This window comes from Bacillus sp. T2.9-1 (assembly GCF_950097965.1).
Lineage (GTDB): Bacteria > Bacillota > Bacilli > Bacillales > Cytobacillaceae > Niallia > Niallia hominis.
The window spans coordinates 111,381-131,140 of the sequence record NZ_CATNHG010000130.1; the positions used below are offsets into that span (position 1 = coordinate 111,381).

The window sequence follows — 19,760 nt, forward strand, 5'->3', positions numbered from 1 at the left end:
ACTCAAAATCAAAAATCAATTTAATAATAATGTGACTATTCCAATGAACAGTACACTGCATAAACACCATGAATCTTGTTTTTTCCAGTTGATTCTCCGAAAAGTAGATCTTTTTATTCCAGATCGATATCCTTTTACATCCATCATATTAGCCATATCCTCTGCTCTATTTATCGAACTAACAAATAAAGGAAGAAAAATTGGCACTAGTGTTTTCATTTGCTGAAATAATGAACCTTCGCCAAACACTGTACCTCTTGCTCTTTGGGCATCCATTACCTTTTGGGTTTCATCTAGTAAATTAGGAATGAAACGTAAGGAGATAGATAGCATGATGCTTATATCATCAATCGGAACTTTTACAAAGCGTAATGGTGATAATAATTTATTTATCCCATCTGTCAAATCGATTGGTTTCGTTGTTAATGTTAAGACCGTTGATAAAAATACCATCATGACAAAACGGCTAAAGATAAAAATTCCATTTATTAAGCCGTACTCTGAAATCGTAATTGGTCCCATAGTTACATATACGTTGCTTCCAGAAGTAAATAGCACTTGTAATACCACTGTGAATAAGATAAGCCAAATCATTGGTCTTACTCCCCGTACATAAGTACGAAATGGAACTTGTGATAAATGCATGATAGAAAATGTGATGAGCCATAAAAATAAATAGGCTTGCCAACTATCTGCTATAAATAGCATCACTATAAGTAAAATGACTGAAATCATTTTTGCCCGAGCATCTAACCGATGAAGCCATGATCCTCCAGGAAAATATCTCCCTAAAATTAATTTATTCATACCAATCCCACCATAACCAAAGCATCTGCTAGCTCATCTAACGTTAGGCATATCTTTGGTAATTTCATTCCTGTTTCCTGTTCAATTTTTATTTGATAGCGCCGAGCCTGTGGCAATTCAAGTCCCCAACTCTCTAGTAAATCTGAATCTGTAAAAATCGTTTTTGTTTTTTCGTATTTTATTATTTTTCCTTGATCCATTAAAATAACACGATCAGCGTATAAAGCTACATCCTCCATGTCATGCGTAACCAAAATGGTAGTTAAGCCTTCTTGTTGATGCCAACTAGAAATGAGAGACATAATTTCTTTTTTTCCCTGTGGATCTAATCCAGCACCAGGTTCGTCTAGAACAAGCACAGCAGGTTCCATTGCTAAAATCCCTGCAATTGCAACTCGTCTTTTCTGCCCCCCCGATAAGGAAAACGGGGATTTTGATAAAATGGATGGCTCTAGCCCCACTAACTCAATCATCTTTTTAGCAGTTTTTTTCGCTTCTTCTAAAGGCACGCCAAAATTCATGGGCCCGAAGCAAATATCTTTTTCCACTGTTTCAGCAAATAATTGGGACTCTGGAAATTGAAAGACCATTCCCACTTGTTTACGAATGTTCCGGATATCCTTTTTAGGATACGGTTGCTTAATGACTGTTTCTCCAATACGTACACTGCCTTTTGTCGGTAGAAGCAAGCCATTTAATATCTTTAACAAGCTAGATTTCCCAGCACCAGTTCTTCCAATGAGCGCTGTAAAAGTCCCTGATTCAATTGTAAGATTTACGGTATTTAATACGTTGGATTTACGGATTGGTCCGAGCTGATAATTTGCTGACACATCCTTTAATTCGATTTGCATATCCATAACACCATTTCTGCTTCTGTCATATATTTTTCTGGAACATTACACTTTCTATTTTTCAATGCATTTCTTAGTTTTTCTGCAAAGGGCTTTTCAAGTGATGAATCGGTGAAAAATAGCTGGGAAGGACTTTCTATTTTCGCTACTTTCCCTTGCTTTATGACCATAACTTTATCTGCATGGGCTGCTTCCTCCATATCATGAGTAATCGATAGGATTGTCATTCCTTTGTTTGTTAACTTACGTATTGTGTCCATTAATTCCTTTCTGCTTCTCGGATCCAACATAACAAAAGCTTCATCCAAAATGAGCACCTTTGGCTGCAATGCAAGCATTCCTGCGATTGCAACTCTTTGTTTTTGACCACCTGATAATTGAGAAGGATCTGCCATCCGATACTCGGTCATTCCAACATCTTCTAATGCCTTATCCACTCTTTCTCTCATTTGTTTATATGGCATATTTATATTTTCCAGTCCGAAAGCAACATCATCCTCTACCGTTGTTCCAATGAACTGATTTTCAGGATTTTGAAAAACGATGCCGATATCCCAAGATACTGATTCTTTCCTTAAAACTGTTCCGTTTATTTTCAGTTGTCCTGCATCAGGTTGAAGCAATCCAACAAGCAAATGAGCTAACGTGGATTTACCACTTCCATTATGACCAATAAGTGCGGTCCATTCCCCTTCTCTTAATTGAAAGGAAACATCTGATATATTGCTCCTGTCCTGTTTTTTATCATATCGAAAGCTTAATCCTTCCACTTCCAAAACAACACCCAAACTAATCCCCCCTATCCCTAAATAGAAAAGTGCAAGTCTCTTAGTGATCAGTAAATTTCTTATCTAATAATGAAAGACATTGCTAAAGACACTACTAGAAATCCATTAACAATAATCAAGTTTTTCACAGCTAAACTAAATGTTTTTGATTTAACTTGGAGTTCATTAAAAATCCGCATATGCTTATATACTGGTAAAATAGCAACTAAGCTTAATAACGCTATTATTGGTAGTAAATGTAGAAAGACTGAAATCAAAATAGCAACAAAAGATCCTACATAAAGCCCGTTATACAGCCATAAGGAATATTTTTTGCCTAGATAAAACGGCAAGGTAAAGCGATGATTCTTAATATCTTCTTCTACGTCACAAATATTATTTGCAAGCATAAGGTTTGCTATCGTAAACATACATGGTAAAGACACAATAATGATTTCTATTATTTTTATCAGGTTAACTTGGAGAAATATCATTTCCTTTTCCCAAGTCAAAGCGGCAATTCCAACATCAAAGGCATTTACATATACCGTTAGAAAAACGATACCAAACCCCATCGTAACTCCAGAAAACACTTCTCCTAAAGGCATTCTTGATAAGGGAATTGGCCCAAAGGTATACAAAATTCCAATGCAAAAGCATATAAATCCAATTAAAAGTACAAGTAAGTCTGTCTCGATACTAAGCCAGATTCCCAACCCTGTTGCCATTAAAAAGAGCGTAAGTATCGTTGCGATAACCGTGCTTTCTTTTATCCCTTCCTGCCCAATCACGTTTTTTTCTTTCCTATATTCATCACTTTTCGCTTTTCGATAATCCATATAGTTATTTATTGCTGTTGTTGTTAAATCAAAGATGAGCATAGAGCTAAAGAATATAAGCGTATTTTTCAAATGAAATGCATCGTATCGGTATAATACAAATAATATCCCGATGAAAAACGGAAAAACACTAGCTATTTTTGTTTGGATTTCTACTAACTTTAAAAATGAACGAATCGACATGCCTTACGCCTCCCTCTTCCTTATTAGTTCGCTATTTCAAATTTATCATTCGTTAAAGTAAATTTATCTTTTAGTCCCGATGTTAAGTAAACCTTCTTATCTTTTGTTACAAAAATAGCTTCCATTCCATCCATTTGTTCTACTGCTTTTAATCCTTCATCTACTCCTTTTATAAATATCGTTGTCGAATATCCATCCCCATCAAACGACTTATCAGAAACAATGGTTATTCCCGCAACATCATTATTTACAGAATAACCTGTTTTAGGGCTAAGAATATGATGATATTTGACACCATCAACTTCCAAATAACGTTCATATATTCCTGATGTTACAATGGATGTATCCGTTTCTTCCATTTTCCCTACCATTTCTCCTCTGTCTGAAAATGGATCCTGAACACCAACTTCCCAAGGCTTTCCTGATGCATTCTTTCCTTTTACATAAATGTTTCCGCCTAAATCGATAATGGCAGATTTCACCCCATTATCCTCTAATACCTTCACAACTTCGTCTGTAATAAACCCTTTTGCAATTCCTCCTAAGTCCAACATCATTCCTTGTTCTGGCAAATAGACGGTTTGCTTCTCTTCATTTAATTCTATCTTTCTATAATTAATAAAAGGGAGGATTTCATCTATCTCTGCTTGAGTCGGCTTTTTTTCATCTGGAAATCCGATATGCCACAAATTAGTAAGGGGACCAATTGTGATATCAAAATCGCCTCCTGAGTATCCACTATAATCTTTTCCTGCTTTCACCAAACGATAGATATCATCTGGTACCTGTACTGGTTTTAAACCAGCATTTTCATTGATTTCGTCAATAATCGATCCTTCTTCATTGACTGTAATTTGACTTGCAAGCAGCTCTATTCGATCGAATACTTGGTTCAATACTTCTTCTTTATCTTTATCAAAGATTTTAATGGTTACTACTGTTCCCATTAAGAATTCCGTTTTTTTATAGGGGGTACTCGTTACCCCTGTGTCTGTATCCTTTTGCTTGCCACAGCCTACTAATAAAAAGAGGGAAAGTAACAAAATCGCCGCCTTTTTTAATTTTTTCATTAAACCCATTCCCTTCTATGAATATCACATTATAGTTATTTACTATTTTTTGTTGATTACCTAAAAGCCGCCATTTATTTCACAATGTGAACTTTTTCACATTTATAACATCGTCATTTTATCATTGCATTCTCTTACTGTCTATCGACTTTTTAGTGTACAAAACCCTGTAAAACAGCTCATTTCCGGATTAATCATTGTCGTAATAGTGTTTATCAGTGACCTTTTAAAATATGGAGAATTTATGACAAAAATCATTCGTTCGTAATTGTTGCAAAAATGTGAACAACCGTAATTTTTAAATGTATACATTCTATGAAGTCCATAGACAGATAAAAACCACATTGTTATATTAGTATTGTTCAAAACTTCACAAGAAAGAAATTAACCAATTAAGGGAGTGAATAGGAAGAATGGACAAAAAAAATATTGTCATAATCGGAGCAGGTTATGCAGGCGTTCATGCCGCAAAAAAGCTTGCTAAAAAGTATAAAAAAGATGATTCAGTTTCCATTACACTTATAGATAGACATTCCTATCATACAATGATGACTGAATTACATGAGGTTGCTGCACACAGAGTAGAACCAGATGCTATTCAATTTGATTTACGTCGTTTATTTAATCGCACAAAGGTGAAATTAGTTACAGACAATGTTAAACATGTTGATTATCAAAGTAAATTAGTAACGACAGAACACGGACAATTTTCCTTCGATTATTTAATCTTGGGAATGGGTGGCGAACCAAATGATTTTGGCACACCTGGAGTACAAGAAAACGGATTTACCCTTTGGTCTTGGGAAGATGCTGTTAGATTAAGAGAGCATATTGAGAAAATCGTTCGTAAAGCAGCTAACGTTCATGACGAAGCTACTAGAAAAGCAATGCTAACCTTTACTGTCTGTGGTTCTGGGTTCACAGGAATTGAAATGGTTGGGGAACTTATTGAATGGAAAGAGAGATTGGCGAAAGACTATAAATTAGACGCAGAAGATATTACTTTATATGTGGTCGAAGCTGCTCCTACTATATTAAATATGCTTGAGCGCAGAGATGCTGATAAAGCAGAAAGCTATATGGTGAAACAAGGCGTTAAGATCCTAAAAAGCTCTCCAATCGTTGAAGTAAAAGAAGATGCTATTGTTTTAAAATCCGGCGAAGAGCTTCCAACCTATACGCTTATTTGGACTGCAGGGGTTCGCGCAAATTCTGATACAAAAGATTATGGTATGTCTGCAGGAAGAGCAGGACGTTTAAAAGTAAATGCTCATATGGAATCAGAAGATTATAAAGATGTATATGTAGTTGGTGACTTAGCATATTTTGAAGAAGAGCCTGGAAAGCCTACTCCTCAAATTGTTGAAGCTGCTGAACAAACTGCTCTAACAGCTGCAAAGAATATCATTGCAGAGATTAGCGGCGGCGAAAAAGAAGCATATAAAGGGAAATACCACGGGGTAATGGTATCAATCGGAGCTAGATACGGTGTTGCGAATTTAAGTGGTATGCATTTAAGTGGTTGGTTTGCAAACTTCATGAAACATATGGTTAATCTATATTATTTCTTTGGCATCGGAAGCGGCTATTATATGTACCAATATGTGATGCATGAGTTTTTCCATACAAAAGATAAACGTAATATATTCCGTGACTTCTTAACACGCTATGGAAATGTTCTTTGGAGTTTACCTTTACGTGTCTTTGTTGCAGGTTTCTGGATAATAGAAGCTTGTGCAAAACTTTGGGGTGAATCTACATGGAAAGATTCTATCTCTAGCTGGTCTAAGGTTCCAAACCTATTCAATGGTCTAGGAGAAGATTCTTGGCTAACAGCTACTAGTGTAAAAATGCCGTTTGAATGGCTACAAACTGCAACAAGCGGTGCGAGTGAAGCCGCTACTTCTACTGACTTTGCGACACCGATTTTAAGCAAAATGCCATTCTGGTTTGAATGGATTATGAAAATCATGCTGCCAACACCAGAAGTTGCACTATTTATGCAAAAAATGATGATCTTTATTGAATTAGCAATTGGATTAGCAATTCTAGCTGGTTTATTCACATGGTTAGCAAATGCTGCGAGTGCTGCTTTCTTAGTAATGTTTACACTAACTGCAATGCTTGGATGGGATAAAGTTTGGGCATTGCCAGCATCAATCGCCTTGATGAACGGATCTGGTCGTACATTTGGATTAGATTATTGGGTTATTCCGTTCCTTCAAAGAAAATTAGGTGACTGGTGGTATGGAAAAGAACGAGCGATTTATAAGGATTATAAGTAATGAAATAATATGCTAGAAACATAGAGAATGCATTATTTTCCATGTTTCTAGCAATCCTCCTGAATCAGTAAAGGAGAAAAAAGAAGCTAATTGAATTTATTCCTTGATCATGTCTAAAAGCTAAGCTTTGAAATTAGTTGATTGCTTTTTGCTCCAAGCTCTTTATTTGACTATAGGGTTTATTCCTTTGAATGAAGAGGAAGATCAAAATTCACTCTATTCTTTTTTGTCCTATACTGATTAATAGGTATCAGTATTTATTTAACCTACAATCAACTTATTTATAGGAAAAATAACATCCGCAAGAATGGAAGTTGAGAATATGACGAAAAATCAACGCCTTGTATATATAGCACTGCTTGCGTCACAAGCTGTAATAATAAGCTTACTAGAACGGGCTATTCCATTTCCATTTGCCTTTGCACCTGGAGCAAAGCTTGGATTAGCAAATATTATTACATGCTTAGCTCTTTACACACTTCCTACAAGAGATGCATTTAAAGTAATTGCGATTCGCCTTTGCTTAGCGACACTATTAGGAGGAACGCTTTCTACCTTTATGTATAGTGCAAGCGGGGCTCTGTTAAGCTTTATTGGCATGTGGAGTGTAAAGCAGCTTGGCACCAAACGAATTAGCTTAATAGGAGTAAGTACCACCGGGGCTATTCTCCATAATATTGGTCAATTAGCTGTTGCAAGCTTTGTTGCACAAACATGGACTGTATTTTTATATTTGCCTATTTTATCCTTTATCGGCATCTTATCAGGAATAGCCATAGGAATACTTGCCAACTATCTAATCACACATGTAGAAAAACTACAATATTATAGAGATTTATCGGAAATAAACGAATCTAGTAATGAAAGAGGTTAGAGTATGCGTGTACATCAAATGTGGGATACGTATCCGGAATTAAAGAATGACTTGTCAAAAGTACTTCAATTAATTGAAAGCAATATTCGTGTTCGTGACAAAGTAGTAGAAAAAACGATTAAAGATTTAATCTATTCAGGTGGCAAATTACTTAGACCTGCTTACTCCCTGCTTTGTTCACAAGTAGGTCCTTCTAAAGACAAAAACCGCGCGATAGCAGTTGCAGCTGCATTGGAAACATTGCATATGGCTACATTAATCCATGATGACGTTATTGATGAATCACCTACACGGCATAATATTCCCACAATCCATGCTCATAATGGAAATAAGTTTGCCATCTATGCAGGTGATTATCTATTCTGCGTTTGTTTTACGATTTTATCTAAACACGCAACGTCTCTATCTCATTTAGAATTTAATGCTCGCAGCATGGAAAAAATTTTAAGCGGAGAATTAGATCAATTAAATGCCCGATATCAATCTAAAGTGACGGTTAAAAATTACTTAACAAGAATCTCTGGAAAAACTGCCCAGCTTTTTGCTGTAAGCTGCTATTCCGGTGCTATAGAAAGTGAAGCTAGCCGACCACTCGCTATGAACGCTTGGAATATGGGACATTATATCGGCATGGCCTTTCAAATTATGGATGATATTCTAGATTATAAAGGAGATAGCTTAACATTAGGCAAGCCTGTGTTGGCAGATATTAAACAAGGTCATTATAATTTGCCGCTCATTTATGCAATTCAAGCGAATCCTAAAGAACTGATTCCTATTTTAGATAAAAAAGACGCGTTGACTGATGAGGATATGCAACAGATTTCTGAACTTATTTCTAAATATAAAGGGGTAGAAAAAGCAGAGCTCCTTGCTAAAAAATATACTGAAAAAGCAATCAAACAACTTAATAAATTACCTGATGGAGATTATAAACAGCATCTTTATGCCATTACAAATAGTTTATTGAAACGGAAAGTGTAATCTTTCTAAAAAATCCGAGCCTTTCTATCCAAGTTGATTATAGATTGGACTCGGATTTTTTCTGTTAAAGGGCAACTATTAGCTTGTATACTTATCTTTAAATTCCCAAAATCCCGGAATACTTTCTAAATCATATTGATAAGCAGACTCTATTAGCATGATTTTCAGTTCTTGTGAAAGATCCGTCCTGTCATTCGGATTTGTCCTATTCATTAGTTTATTGACCTTTGGCTCAAACAGCTTAATTAATTCCATTAACATTTCAGGATCTACTTTTGCTCTTTTTACGATTGTATACATATCTGTCATTTGCCATTTTCCTTTCGTTGATTTGGTTTCATTTCGTTCCATTCCTTCAGAAGCTGATCTATTTTTTTGTCTAATCGAAGCAGAACAAATAATGATAATGTTAAGGGAAAACCAAAGTTACTGATCATTGTCATCCATTGAGTCATATCTATCAATTCCATCCACCTTCCTCCTTCCGTTCATAAATGAAAGAATTCGTTGTAAAGCTACTTTTCGTGTTTTTGAAACATATTGTTGCGATGTACCAATTGTTCGAGCAATTTCTGTATCCGTTAATTTATATAGATATGCATAGGTTAGAATGTCTCGTTGTGAAGTGGTCAAACTAAGAATGGCTGAATAAATCATCTTATCTGCAATATACTCCTCCACACTTGCTCGCAAGACCTCCTTCTCCACCATCCTTTCTATTTCAGCCTCTTTATCATATAGAGTAATGTCCTTCTCTCCCCCAGCTTCCCTTTCAGCAAGTATTAACGGAAATCTTTTCTGATACATTGTTAAGTTTTTATTAAAATTAATGGTGCTATACTCCATGGAAGAAGTAATATACGCAGTAAATCGAATGGTAAAAAAATGCTTTTTAAAGGCTTCATCCAGCTTTTCTTTATTTTCCTTTGTTGGGAATTCTATCGCCTTTTTTAATAGAAGTAAATTTATCTTTTTTTCCAAAAAGCTTTTTACAATTGGATTGCTTAATAATGATTTATTATCCTGCAAGAACGCGGTAAAAGCCTCTGATTGAAAAGAACGGCATTCCTTCATACTCAAGCCTCCCAAAAGGAACATATGTTCTGTTTTTGTTGTAAAAAAAGGGACTAATCTTCATTAGCCTCTTTCTATTCATATATGCTATTTCTACCTCCTTCTATATTATAAAGAAAGATTTATCGTAAAAATAACAACCACTTGTCCTAATTTCATTTAATCGATTACGGATAACTTAATATCAAAGATAACATTGTATGTATTCTCTTCCAATACGACAAAAGTCCAATTTTTTGCTAAAATCGATGTAAAGGAATGAAAGGATTCCTTCGATAAAGTGATTGTTCCCAATACTTCTCCTCGGTCCTCAAAGTCTCTTCCCTCTACTAATTGATATTTTAATGATAAAAGTCTTTTTAACGTTCCCTTTGTTAAAAAGGTTATTTCATATTCATCTGCAATAATCGCTTTTACGCCTGTCTTATTTTTTTCATAATAGGAGAAAAGTGTTTCCCAATCAGGCAAACCATTACCACAGCTTTGAAAAAAAATAAGATCCTTGCTTTCCAAAGCCTGTATAATCGCTTCTTCCTTATATCCATTACTTTTTACTTGTTCCAGCATTATCGCATAATTCAACGCTACTTTTACCACAAAAAACCTGCTCCCTTCACATTTCATATTGATTTCAAAACGAGAAAAAGATAAATTGATAGAAAGACTTTTATTAAACAGCCTTCTTTTTACTATTGAATAGTTTAAGTATAATCTATTTTAAAAGGAGTGAGGAAGAATGATTAAACAAAATCCATTTGTTCCATTTAGCATTGCAATGGTTACCCCGTTTGATGATAAGGAAAATCTCTCATTAAGCGGTATTTATTCTTTAATAGATTACTATAAAAAAAATCAGGTTCCTGCACTGCTTATCAGTGGTTCAACAGGAGAGCAGCATTCGATGTCCATCGAGGAACGCATAACCCTCTTACGAGAAGCACGGTTAGCTGGAGAAGAAAAGCTCCTTCTTATCGGAGGAGTTGCTGCTGTAAGAACATCTGACGCTATTCGATTGGCGGAAGCTGCCCAACGAGAAAATCTAGATGGAATTATGCTAGGGTTTCCTCCTTATTTACGAATGAGCCAAAGAGAAGCAGCTGAATACGTGAAAAAAGTGTGTGCTGTGACTGATTTACCAATTATGCTCTATAATAATCCATCACGTACTGGATTTAACTTAGAATTAACTACTTTATACGATTTAGTAGAGTCCTGCCCGCAAATCCAAGCTTTAAAGGAAGCAGGTAATCCTAGCAATGCACCTCTAGTAAAAAATAAGCTTGGTCCTTCCTTCTCCGTGTTAACTGGATTCGATATTCATCTTTTAGATAATATGCAAAACGGTTATGACGGAATCACTAGTATAATAGGAAATATTTTTCCAAAAGAAATACAACAAATTGTTCAATTGGGAAAAAATAATGAATGGAAACTTGCAGAAGACCAATTGTCTAAACTACTGCCAACCATGCATACCATCTTAGAAATAGGAACACTGCGAGCCATCAAATATGTACTAACAGAAAATAATATTAATGCAGGAATATGTAGAGAGCCACTATCCATTTTGAGTAAACAAGAAAAGGCATCATTAAGCGATATTTTTAATAAAGGAGAGGTACGATGAAAAAGTACAGTAAATTCCTCCTATTATTAGCCTTATTGATTTTAGCCTCTTGTAGCAATAATGGAGAAAATACCTCTTCCTCTAAAAAAGAAACGTTTTCTTTAACGATCTCTGCAGCAGCAAGCATGCAAGATTCATTAAATACGATCAAGAAGAAATTCGAGGAGGAACATCCAGACATTACATTAACCTTTAACTTTGGTTCATCAGGAGCTTTGCAGCAACAGATTGCTCAAGGAGCACCGGTTGATTTATTTTTCTCAGCTGCACAGGATAAGCTAGATCTTTTGGTTGACGATGGACTGATTAAAGAGTCCGATCATATCGACTTAGTAAAAAACAATTTAGTTCTGATTACAAATAAACAATCTAATGTAACGATTAATCGTTTCGCTGATCTTGAAACATTAGATAAGGAAAAAATCGCCATCGGCATACCAGAATCAGTACCCGCAGGAAATTATGCGAAAGAGACGCTTCAAACTCTTCACATATGGGAAAAAGTACAGGAGAATATCATTACCGCAAAAGATGTTCGTCAAGTATTGTCATATGTTGAAACAAACAATGTGGCAGCAGGGATTGTTTATGGAACAGATGCAAAGACATCTGATTCTGTAGAAGTCGTTGCCACTGCGGAGGAATCAAGTCATTCCCCGATTGTCTATCCGATTGGCATCATCAAGGACAGCAAAAATTACGAGGCAGCAAAAACGTTTTATGACTATCTGCAAACACCAACTAGTTTAAAGGTTTTCGAGGAAGATGGATTTATTGTTAACTAAAGAGGAATGGTCAAATTTTTGGTCCCCCCTCTGCCTATCCTTACAAGTTTCTCTGGTTGCCACTATTGTCGTCATAGTTAGTGGCACAATACTTGCTGCCAAGTTAGCCAGAAAAAAATTTAAGGGAAAGGCATTGCTTGAAACTTGTTTACTTTTGCCAATCGTTCTTCCTCCAACTGTTACTGGTTTCCTACTACTCGTTCTGTTTGGTAGAAATAGTATCCTCGGTAAAGTAATCGAATGGATCTTTCATCAGCCTGTCATTTTTACATGGTGGGCTGCAGTAATTGCTGCATTTATCGTATCCTTTCCTTTAATGTATCAATCAGCTAAAGCAGGATTTATTCAAATTGATCGCTCAATCGAGGAGGCAGCACGAGTCGATGGGGCAAATGAATGGAAAGTACTCACATCCATTTCCATTCCACTTGCTTCCCACTCTATCCTTTCTGGAAGTATCCTTAGCTTTGCCAGAGGGCTAGGAGAATTTGGGGCCACCTTAATGTTTGCAGGGAATATTCCTGGAAAAACACAAACCTTGCCTACCGCTATTTATGTTGCTATCGATAATGGAAATATTCGAATGGCTTGGATTTGGGTACTATCCATCACGATTATTTCTTTTATCATGCTAGCCTTATGCCAGCCGAAGCAGCGATAATCTTTTCCTTTGACAACGTATTTCCTTATAAAGTAGTGTTAATACTTCTTACTGCAGAGGACTTAATATGAAAGCAACAGACAAGCATATCATTTGGCACTTTCCCTCTCTCTGTTTTAATCTAAAATGGACAATAATCCACATTTTTGTGGAATTAAGGAGATGATTTTGCATGAAAATTACGTATCATGGTCAATCCACTATTGAAATTAGTACAAAAGGAAAATCATTGGTTATTGACCCGTTTATTAGCGGCAATCCTTCGGCAGTTTCTAAAGTGGAGGAAATGAAAGTAGATGCTGTTCTATTGACACATGCTCATATGGATCATATTCTCGACGCTACACCAATCGCTAAAGCAAATAATGCTCCGGTTGTCGCTAATCCAGAATTAGCTGCCTATATGTCATGGAAGGGCGTGGAAACAATCGGGATGAATATCGGAGGAACACTGGATTTAGAATTTGCAAAAGTGAAAATGACACATGCATTCCACAGCTCAGGGATTATAGATGAAGAAAATAAAAACATCTTATATGGCGGAATGCCAGCTGGATATATTATTGAAGCAGAGGAAAAAGTGTTGCATCATGCTGGAGACACTGGACTATTTGGCGATATGAAAATGATTGGGGATCGTCATAATTTAGACGTTGTTTTCCTACCAATCGGAGACCATTTTACAATGGGACCTGAAGATGCACTACAAGCAGCCGAATGGTATCAAGCAAAACTAATTATTCCTATTCATTACAATACATTCCCTGTTATTGAACAAGACGCAAAAGCATTTGTCAACAAGCTTGAAGAACTTGGATTTAAAGGGAAAGTATTAGAGTTAGGTGAGACCTTCGAATTATAAGAAAACGGAGGCGCCGTACAAACTGGAAGAACTTCGACTGATATAAAGGAAACACGATGAGCGTTAGTGAATCGATGTTGACTTATCGTGGGGAGAAGATCTGAAAGTTTGCTAGGCGGTATTCGCTGGAGCTAGACAATAAGATAAGCGGAGAGCACCCGGTTAGGGGCGTGTAGGCTTCAGAAAATTTCTACTTTCTTAACAGTTAATAAAAATATTTTAGTAAGAAGTCCAGCCTTCATCAGCTGCGATGTTCCTGCTGATTTAATTTGCGCTTATCACTTTCTATATGTACATCTAGAAACCTTTAATGTCTCCAATTAACAGCAAAATCAATTAAAATATTTGAACATGTACAAAGACATGCCTTGTTTTATAAGCTAGTTTTTTCTTCTGACTTCCTATATGATCACCAACAGCATATTTATCAGACTTTAAAGAATGTGAATAAAGAAGATTTTGAGTATGCACTAGTAGATTCACACATCAACCGAAATCTTCCTATCAGTTATCAGGCTAATGCAATTGTCGGGATGATTAGGGAGTGGTTCAAGGGGGATTTTGGTATCCTTGTGAATATATGGCGGAACAATTATTAGCATTTATTCATAGTAACCAGTCACCCCCATCAAAAATCAAGATATTAAACTAATTTCATTAGATTTGACACCAAAGAAGGCTGATATCGCGCAAATAAAAGGGATATCAGCCTAAGTTTTGGCTTTTATTATCCAAAACTATTGCATTATCAGCATAAGTTTCGTTTTTTCAGTCAATGTTTCATTTTATCAGCCAAATCTTCTCCTTTATCAGCCATTGTTTCATTTTATCAGCCAAATCTTCTCCTTTATCAGCCATTGTTTCATTTTATCAGCCAAAACTCCTCCTTTATCAGCCATTGTTTCGTTTTATCAGCCAAATCAATCCCAAATAACAAAAAGGCCGTCCATTAAGGACAGCCCCTATTATTTATTACATTACTTTACTTTCTTCTTCCCATTGAGCAATTTCTTTTACTCTTGCTTCCACTTGTTCTGGAGTAAGACCATGATGTTTAACATAGAAGTTTCTTGGATGCGTACGGCACTCGTGGCTACAGCTTCTCATATACTTCTCTTCATTTTCTTCACTGCAAAGCATTTTGCGGTTACACTCTGGGTTTGCACAGTTTACATATCTCTCGCATGGCTCACCAGTAAAGAAGTCACGTCCAACGATAACATGCTCTTTTTGATTGACTGGCACACTGATTCTTTGGTCGAACACATAGCATTGACCATCCCAAAGCTCGCCTTGTACTTCTGGATCTTTACCGTAAGTCACAATTCCACCATCTAATTGACTTACATCTTCAAAGCCCTCTTTCATTAACCAGCCAGAGAACTTCTCACATCTTACTCCACCAGTACAGTAAGTAAGAATTTTCTTACCTTCTAGCATCTCTTTATTTTCTTTAATCCATTGTGGCAGTTCTCTAAATGTTTCAATCTCCGGCTTAATAGCACCTCTAAAATGACCAAGATCATATTCATAATCGTTACGAGCATCAATTACGATTGTATTTGAATCTTGCATTTGCTCATAGAATTCTGTTGGTTTTAAGTGCTTACCAGTTAATTCAAGTGGATCTACATCATCTTCTAAGCTTAAGTTCACTAATTCTTTTTTATGGCGAACATGCATTTTCTTAAAAGCATGTCCATCCACTTCATCAATTTTAAAGATAGTATCACTAAAGCGAGGATCCTGTCTCATCGCTTCCATATACTTATCTGTTTGCTCTACCGTACCAGAAACTGTTCCATTAATCCCTTCATGGGAAATAAGAATACGACCTAATAATCCAAGCTCTTTACAAAAAGCTAAATGCTCTTGTGTTAACTCTTCCGGATTTTCAATCGGTACATATTTATAATAAAGTAATACTCGATATTCACTCATTATTTCAACACCCTATTCCTTCTAAAATTATCTATAATAACTATACACCAATTGTGCTAATAGTAAAAACCAATCGCTTCTTTATAAAATCGCAAACAAACAGAAAGAGACTTCACCCATTGAAATCTCCCCCTGCTTAAAATTAAAGTTAAAATAATTATAATGTAATACGAGATAAAAAGAAAGATGCAGATTTTACCTAGTATATATTCCATTCGATATTTATCCTATACATTCTAGCATAAAAATATAATTCCTGCCTATCTAGAAATGGAAAAAACAATCCCCTTCCATCAAAAAAGGTACCCACTAAATGAGTACCTCGGACACCACTATCATTTCCAGTATATTACTCTCCCCCTTCTATCACTATCGTTTGAAAATGCAACGCACAGCCATATTTAGATTGTTGAAAAATTTTCTCTAAGTAAGATTGTACTTCCGTTACATTTAACGCTGATTCTACCTGAATATTTGCCTTTATTTTATTTAGAATCTCTACATCTGTTTGAACTTTAGCATCCTGATAATTTTCAAAAAAAGCTCGGACATAGTTTATTTGTCCACATAGGAACTGGATAGTATAGTGATTCATTTTTCCTCACTCTTTAAGCCGAGACATCCGAATCACTTTTTTGTCCCCCATAACTTACTGCATTGGCTTTATTTGCTGCGATGACAAATGGCAAATACACAAGAGTAGAGACGGCTAGACACACAAATCCAAGCAATAACGCGATATAGTTTCCGCCTGTGCCCAGGAAGGCAATTAGTGGTCCTGGCGTAGTCCACGGCACAGAATAGGCAATTGGCGGAATTAATCCAGATACAATGGCAACATATCCGATAATAATATTAATGGCAGGGACAAGAATAAACGGCACGATTAAAATCGGATTCAATACTACTGGCAAACCAAAAATAACTGGTTCATTAATATTAAATATTCCTGGCGCAATCGATAATTTACCAATATCTCTGTAATCCTGTCTTTTCGCAACAATAAAGATAGCAATTAGTAGTCCAAGTGTCATTCCAGAGCCGCCATAGTTCGCAAAAGCATCATTAATCGCCCAAGTTACTGGATATGGAGCTCCCCAAGCAGTCCCATGCTCCGCAACAAAGTTAAGGTTTTCTAAATTCGCCTCTGCAAACATTGCTTCACGAATAGCAGCAATCGTGTTGGGACCATGAATACCGAATACCCATAAAAGGTTGGAAACAATCGCTAATATAACAAGAGAAACGATATTTGTACCTAGACTTTTTAATGGTGTCTGAATTGCGGCATAAATAAATCCGTGCAGGCCATCTGGATAAATAGCATTTATTAAAGCGTTTACAATAGCGAACAAAACAGTAATAATAATAATTGGGAATAACACCTTAAAAGAACGAGAAACAGCTGGAGGAACAGAATCAGGCATATTAATTTGAAGCCTTTTCGATTTAGATAATTTACTGAAAAGTTCTCCAACTAACAACCCTACAATTAATGCAACAAATAATCCTTGTGCACCGACCCATTGAGTCGTTAAGAAATTTGCCCCATCTACATTTGTATATGGTGGGTATATAATAAAAAATACAGAAAGACCAGTAAGTCCACTTAATAATTCATCTGCTTTGAGAGAGATCGCCATATTTCTGGCAACGAGGAAGACAATAAACATGGATAAAATATTAACTGATCCATTTAGAACCGGCGAGAAAACAGATTGTAGATCTGCTAAATTCGGAAATAATTTATGCAAAAATAAGATTTTAGCTATAAAGCCATCTGGAGCTAAAACGGCAAAATTTAGTAAGACAATTAATGAACCTGCAAGTGTAATAGGAAAAGATAGAATAAATGCATCACGGATTGCAACTATATGCCTTTGTGAGTTTAATTTTGCTGCAACTGGCACTAATGTTTTCTCCGCAAACTTCTCAAAAGCGGCCATAAAACCCATTGTAAAACTCCCCCCAAATAAATGTCATTATATTCACAGTTAGAAACTGTTTTATTTTGCAGGCTTCTCTAGTTGCAAATTGCATATCCATTAAGCTATTAATTCTAACGCCCTTTCTAATACTGCCTTTCCATTCATCGTGCCATATGCTCTCATATCGATTACTTCCACTGGTACTCTTCCAGCTATAATCTCTTCTACCTGTGGTTTTTGGTAACGAACCTGTGGTCCTAATAAAACGACATCTACTTCATGAGCAACTTTTTGACATTCTGACACTGGCAACGCGAAAATTTCTAGCTCTACCCCTTTCTCTTTTGCCGCATCCTTCATTTTATTTACCAATAAGCTAGTGGACATTCCTGCTGCACATACTAATAGCAATTTCTTCATTTTATTCCCTCCCTATTTTTCATAACCAAAACATCATATTCCGCCTTCCTTCTAAATTGTATACGCTTTCAAATATAATACAATAAAAAATAAACACTTAGTATCTTTTTTCTTCAGTAGGAATTTGTTACATTTTAGTCACAACCTGTTTTATACTAAATGGTGAATATAGGAAAACTATCTTTTAGAGTAGGAGGGAAAAATTTGTTCACAAATGAAATGATCCAATCCTTTAATGATTTGGAAATGCTACTCTATAACTATGTTACAAAAAATATTGAAAAGGTTATTTACATGCGCATTAGAGAATTATCTGACGAAACACACGTCTCCACTTCTAGTATTTTAAGGTTTTGCCGAAAACTAAACTGTGATGGTTTTTCCGAGTTTAAGATTAAATTAAAATTATATTTAGATAGAAATGAACAAGAAAACTTAAAATCAACAAAATACTATCTTTCTGAGTTTTTGGAACGGACAATGAAAGGGAACTTCGAAACGTACATACACGAAACAGCTGAAATGGTAATCAAATCAAATAAAGTTATTTTCGTAGGAACAGGCAGTTCTGGAATTTTAGCAGAGTATGGAGCAAGATACTTTTCCAGCTTAGGAAAATTTTCTACTTTTATTAAAGACCCCTTTTATCCGATTAACAGTAAAGAATTAAAAAACAGTACAGCCATTATCTTATCTGTTTCTGGTGAAACGGATCATACACTGCATCTTGCAAATCAATTAAAATTAGAAGGCTGCAACATCATCAGTATCACCAATAGCAAAAACTGCCAATTAGCAAAAATTTCCGATATCAACATTGCCTATTATGTTACAGAAGTTTATATAGGAGAATCGAATATTACATCCCAATTACCGGTAATGTATATACTAGAGGAAAGCGCTCACACTGTAAAAAAGAACAGTAAAAAAAATACTACAGAACTGGAGGCATAAGATTAGAGGATTGACCAAAACAGCTTAAGATAGACCCAAACAATTATACGCAATGCCGACAAAAGATTCATATAATTGTTTGGGCTTTTTTTAAAGTATTCCAGGAAGTTTGTCGCTATTACTACCTACGTCCCATAACATACACTTCTCTTTCCATAGGGAAAGTTTATATTTGAATAGTTGGCGGTGGCTGTTCTAGCCAACTATTTTCAATCATCAAATCTTCCCCATCTTTTGCATATTGAGCTATTTCCATGGACAGTCTTTCATAATTGAGCAAAAGGTCACTTCTTTGACTAGCGCCTCCTGCTAATGCATAGTTTCCAACTCCAGAAGCACTTAATAAGCTTATATGAAACATCATTAATTTATCTGAAAATGTACGTACCTTAGAATCAGTAACCCCTATATCCGATGAATTTGGACTTTGTATTCCTTCATCCACTAAAGCATCCATGAATAATTTTAAATGCTTTTGGGAAATATCCTTTCCTCTTAACATATATGCCCGTACATCTTTATTTGTGGTAGTTTGAGCAAAGGCTAATGTAATCTTCACTCCCAAATTGTTTGTCTGCGTATTCATAAAAAGATGGGAAACTGAACTGACCTAGCCAAATGAGACATATATAAAACACCTATCCATATTAAATTTAACACTTTTTCATTAATTTGATATTGGTTCTTTACTGGAAATAGTTCAGGCACTTTGTCACTTTACTTGGAGCCTCTGCGGGCATAGATTCTTTAGCCAGGAAGCCAGATATCTCAAAGAGAATCTGGCTTAGCCATAATAGGCTATCATGCCCGCATCTCCAAATAAAGTGCATGTCTTTTCTACATGC

22 protein-coding genes and 1 pseudogene are annotated in these 19,760 nt (G+C 35.8%); 9 read left to right on the forward strand and 14 right to left on the reverse strand.

Annotated features, from left to right (window positions below):
- Positions 1-15 precede the first annotated feature (15 nt).
- From QQZ16_RS19895 to QQZ16_RS19915, 5 genes are read right to left on the reverse strand one after another with little or no spacing between them, the layout of a single operon-like run.
- Positions 16-807, reverse strand: coding sequence for an energy-coupling factor transporter transmembrane component T family protein (locus QQZ16_RS19895; protein WP_031535026.1), 792 nt, complete (start codon positions 805-807; stop codon positions 16-18).
- Positions 804-1,661 carry an energy-coupling factor transporter ATPase gene (locus tag QQZ16_RS19900; RefSeq protein ID WP_031535028.1) on the reverse strand — a complete coding sequence of 286 codons (858 nt, stop codon included), beginning with the start codon at positions 1,659-1,661 and terminating at the stop codon, positions 804-806. The genes QQZ16_RS19895 and QQZ16_RS19900 overlap by 4 nt, the downstream gene beginning before the upstream one ends.
- Entirely contained in the window at positions 1,646-2,449 is an 804-nt protein-coding gene (locus tag QQZ16_RS19905; protein WP_035415984.1) for an energy-coupling factor transporter ATPase, read from the reverse strand. The genes QQZ16_RS19900 and QQZ16_RS19905 overlap by 16 nt, the downstream gene beginning before the upstream one ends.
- A 59-nt stretch (positions 2,450-2,508) precedes the next feature.
- Positions 2,509-3,450, reverse strand: a complete 942-nt coding sequence (menA, locus tag QQZ16_RS19910) for a 1,4-dihydroxy-2-naphthoate polyprenyltransferase (RefSeq protein WP_031535031.1) — start codon at positions 3,448-3,450, stop codon at positions 2,509-2,511.
- Between the two features lie 23 nt (positions 3,451-3,473).
- Positions 3,474-4,520 (reverse strand): FAD:protein FMN transferase, encoded by a 1,047-nt coding sequence (locus QQZ16_RS19915; protein ID WP_031535034.1) that lies wholly within the window; start codon positions 4,518-4,520, stop codon positions 3,474-3,476.
- A gap of 413 nt (positions 4,521-4,933) precedes the next feature.
- Between QQZ16_RS19915 and QQZ16_RS19920 the strand changes: the two genes are divergently transcribed.
- From QQZ16_RS19920 to QQZ16_RS19930, 3 genes are all read left to right on the forward strand, one after another.
- Positions 4,934-6,805, forward strand: a complete 1,872-nt coding sequence (locus QQZ16_RS19920) for an FAD-dependent oxidoreductase (RefSeq protein ID WP_031535036.1) — start codon at positions 4,934-4,936, stop codon at positions 6,803-6,805.
- Positions 6,806-7,127: 322 nt separating this feature from the next.
- On the forward strand, positions 7,128-7,679 hold the full coding sequence (locus tag QQZ16_RS19925; protein WP_031535038.1) for a Gx transporter family protein: 552 nt from the start codon (positions 7,128-7,130) through the stop codon (positions 7,677-7,679).
- A 3-nt stretch (positions 7,680-7,682) separates the two neighbouring features.
- Positions 7,683-8,663: a polyprenyl synthetase family protein gene (locus tag QQZ16_RS19930; RefSeq protein ID WP_031535040.1), complete on the forward strand. Its 981-nt coding sequence runs from the start codon at positions 7,683-7,685 to the stop codon at positions 8,661-8,663.
- 78 nt (positions 8,664-8,741) lie between these two features.
- Here the strand turns inward: QQZ16_RS19930 and QQZ16_RS19935 are convergent, their stop codons facing one another.
- The 4 genes from QQZ16_RS19935 to QQZ16_RS19950 all read right to left on the reverse strand — a co-directional run bounded on the left by QQZ16_RS19935 (position 8,742) and on the right by QQZ16_RS19950 (position 10,334).
- On the reverse strand, positions 8,742-8,972 hold the full coding sequence (locus QQZ16_RS19935; RefSeq protein WP_031535042.1) for a hypothetical protein: 231 nt from the start codon (positions 8,970-8,972) through the stop codon (positions 8,742-8,744).
- Positions 8,969-9,133, reverse strand: coding sequence for a YvrJ family protein (locus QQZ16_RS19940; protein ID WP_081836540.1), 165 nt, complete (start codon positions 9,131-9,133; stop codon positions 8,969-8,971). Before QQZ16_RS19940 ends, QQZ16_RS19935 begins: the two co-directional genes overlap by 4 nt.
- Positions 9,090-9,737 carry a sigma factor-like helix-turn-helix DNA-binding protein gene (locus QQZ16_RS19945; protein ID WP_031535044.1) on the reverse strand — a complete coding sequence of 216 codons (648 nt, stop codon included), beginning with the start codon at positions 9,735-9,737 and terminating at the stop codon, positions 9,090-9,092. The genes QQZ16_RS19940 and QQZ16_RS19945 overlap by 44 nt, the downstream gene beginning before the upstream one ends.
- Before the next feature lie 159 nt (positions 9,738-9,896).
- Positions 9,897-10,334 carry a hypothetical protein gene (locus tag QQZ16_RS19950; RefSeq protein WP_031535045.1) on the reverse strand — a complete coding sequence of 146 codons (438 nt, stop codon included), beginning with the start codon at positions 10,332-10,334 and terminating at the stop codon, positions 9,897-9,899.
- 139 nt (positions 10,335-10,473) lie between these two features.
- Between QQZ16_RS19950 and QQZ16_RS19955 the strand changes: the two genes are divergently transcribed.
- The 5 genes from QQZ16_RS19955 (at position 10,474) to QQZ16_RS23330 (ending at position 14,271) form a co-directional block, all read left to right on the forward strand.
- On the forward strand, positions 10,474-11,364 hold the full coding sequence (locus tag QQZ16_RS19955) for a dihydrodipicolinate synthase family protein (protein WP_031535048.1): 891 nt from the start codon (positions 10,474-10,476) through the stop codon (positions 11,362-11,364).
- Complete coding sequence (gene modA / locus QQZ16_RS19960; RefSeq protein WP_031535050.1) at positions 11,361-12,149, forward strand: molybdate ABC transporter substrate-binding protein; 789 nt, start codon at positions 11,361-11,363, stop codon at positions 12,147-12,149. Before QQZ16_RS19955 ends, modA begins: the two co-directional genes overlap by 4 nt.
- Positions 12,130-12,810, forward strand: coding sequence for a molybdate ABC transporter permease subunit (gene modB / locus QQZ16_RS19965; RefSeq protein WP_284561715.1), 681 nt, complete (start codon positions 12,130-12,132; stop codon positions 12,808-12,810). Before modA ends, modB begins: the two co-directional genes overlap by 20 nt.
- A 172-nt stretch (positions 12,811-12,982) precedes the next feature.
- Entirely contained in the window at positions 12,983-13,672 is a 690-nt protein-coding gene (locus QQZ16_RS19970) for a metal-dependent hydrolase (RefSeq protein WP_284561716.1), read from the forward strand.
- Between the two features lie 341 nt (positions 13,673-14,013).
- The gene (locus QQZ16_RS23330; protein ID WP_353964064.1) at positions 14,014-14,271 is read left to right on the forward strand and encodes a TetR-like C-terminal domain-containing protein; all 258 of its coding nucleotides are present in this window, start codon (positions 14,014-14,016) and stop codon (positions 14,269-14,271) included.
- A 373-nt stretch (positions 14,272-14,644) separates the two neighbouring features.
- Here the strand turns inward: QQZ16_RS23330 and trhO are convergent, their stop codons facing one another.
- From trhO to QQZ16_RS19990, 4 genes are all read right to left on the reverse strand, one after another.
- On the reverse strand, positions 14,645-15,616 hold the full coding sequence (trhO, locus tag QQZ16_RS19975; RefSeq protein ID WP_109767885.1) for an oxygen-dependent tRNA uridine(34) hydroxylase TrhO: 972 nt from the start codon (positions 15,614-15,616) through the stop codon (positions 14,645-14,647).
- Positions 15,617-15,962: 346 nt separating this feature from the next.
- Positions 15,963-16,208, reverse strand: coding sequence for a hypothetical protein (locus QQZ16_RS19980; protein ID WP_109767884.1), 246 nt, complete (start codon positions 16,206-16,208; stop codon positions 15,963-15,965).
- Positions 16,209-16,221: 13 nt separating this feature from the next.
- Positions 16,222-17,568: a PTS sugar transporter subunit IIC gene (locus tag QQZ16_RS19985; protein ID WP_235248489.1), complete on the reverse strand. Its 1,347-nt coding sequence runs from the start codon at positions 17,566-17,568 to the stop codon at positions 16,222-16,224.
- 90 nt (positions 17,569-17,658) lie between these two features.
- Positions 17,659-17,961, reverse strand: coding sequence for a PTS sugar transporter subunit IIB (locus QQZ16_RS19990; protein WP_031535062.1), 303 nt, complete (start codon positions 17,959-17,961; stop codon positions 17,659-17,661).
- A gap of 204 nt (positions 17,962-18,165) precedes the next feature.
- Between QQZ16_RS19990 and QQZ16_RS19995 the strand changes: the two genes are divergently transcribed.
- Entirely contained in the window at positions 18,166-18,915 is a 750-nt protein-coding gene (locus tag QQZ16_RS19995) for a MurR/RpiR family transcriptional regulator (protein WP_109768646.1), read from the forward strand.
- A gap of 166 nt (positions 18,916-19,081) precedes the next feature.
- Here the strand turns inward: QQZ16_RS19995 and QQZ16_RS20000 are convergent.
- Positions 19,082-19,504 (reverse strand): annotated as a pseudogene (locus QQZ16_RS20000) (DUF3231 family protein); the annotation flags it as partial.
- Positions 19,505-19,760 lie beyond the last annotated feature (256 nt).

Coding starts and splice junctions, on each gene's coding strand:
- QQZ16_RS19895 (WP_031535026.1), bottom strand. CDS start 807: ATGAATAAATTAATTTTAGGGAGATATTTTCCTGGAGGATCATGGCTT.
- QQZ16_RS19900 (WP_031535028.1), bottom strand. CDS start 1,661: ATGCAAATCGAATTAAAGGATGTGTCAGCAAATTATCAGCTCGGACCA.
- menA (WP_031535031.1), bottom strand. CDS start 3,450: ATGTCGATTCGTTCATTTTTAAAGTTAGTAGAAATCCAAACAAAAATA.
- QQZ16_RS19915 (WP_031535034.1), bottom strand. CDS start 4,520: ATGAAAAAATTAAAAAAGGCGGCGATTTTGTTACTTTCCCTCTTTTTA.
- QQZ16_RS19920 (WP_031535036.1), top strand. CDS start 4,934: ATGGACAAAAAAAATATTGTCATAATCGGAGCAGGTTATGCAGGCGTT.
- QQZ16_RS19925 (WP_031535038.1), top strand. CDS start 7,128: ATGACGAAAAATCAACGCCTTGTATATATAGCACTGCTTGCGTCACAA.
- QQZ16_RS19930 (WP_031535040.1), top strand. CDS start 7,683: ATGCGTGTACATCAAATGTGGGATACGTATCCGGAATTAAAGAATGAC.
- QQZ16_RS19935 (WP_031535042.1), bottom strand. CDS start 8,972: ATGACAGATATGTATACAATCGTAAAAAGAGCAAAAGTAGATCCTGAA.
- QQZ16_RS19940 (WP_081836540.1), bottom strand. CDS start 9,133: ATGGAATTGATAGATATGACTCAATGGATGACAATGATCAGTAACTTT.
- QQZ16_RS19945 (WP_031535044.1), bottom strand. CDS start 9,737: ATGAAGGAATGCCGTTCTTTTCAATCAGAGGCTTTTACCGCGTTCTTG.
- QQZ16_RS19955 (WP_031535048.1), top strand. CDS start 10,474: ATGATTAAACAAAATCCATTTGTTCCATTTAGCATTGCAATGGTTACC.
- modA (WP_031535050.1), top strand. CDS start 11,361: ATGAAAAAGTACAGTAAATTCCTCCTATTATTAGCCTTATTGATTTTA.
- modB (WP_284561715.1), top strand. CDS start 12,130: ATGGATTTATTGTTAACTAAAGAGGAATGGTCAAATTTTTGGTCCCCC.
- QQZ16_RS19970 (WP_284561716.1), top strand. CDS start 12,983: ATGAAAATTACGTATCATGGTCAATCCACTATTGAAATTAGTACAAAA.
- QQZ16_RS19980 (WP_109767884.1), bottom strand. CDS start 16,208: ATGAATCACTATACTATCCAGTTCCTATGTGGACAAATAAACTATGTC.
- QQZ16_RS19985 (WP_235248489.1), bottom strand. CDS start 17,568: ATGGGTTTTATGGCCGCTTTTGAGAAGTTTGCGGAGAAAACATTAGTG.
- QQZ16_RS19990 (WP_031535062.1), bottom strand. CDS start 17,961: ATGAAGAAATTGCTATTAGTATGTGCAGCAGGAATGTCCACTAGCTTA.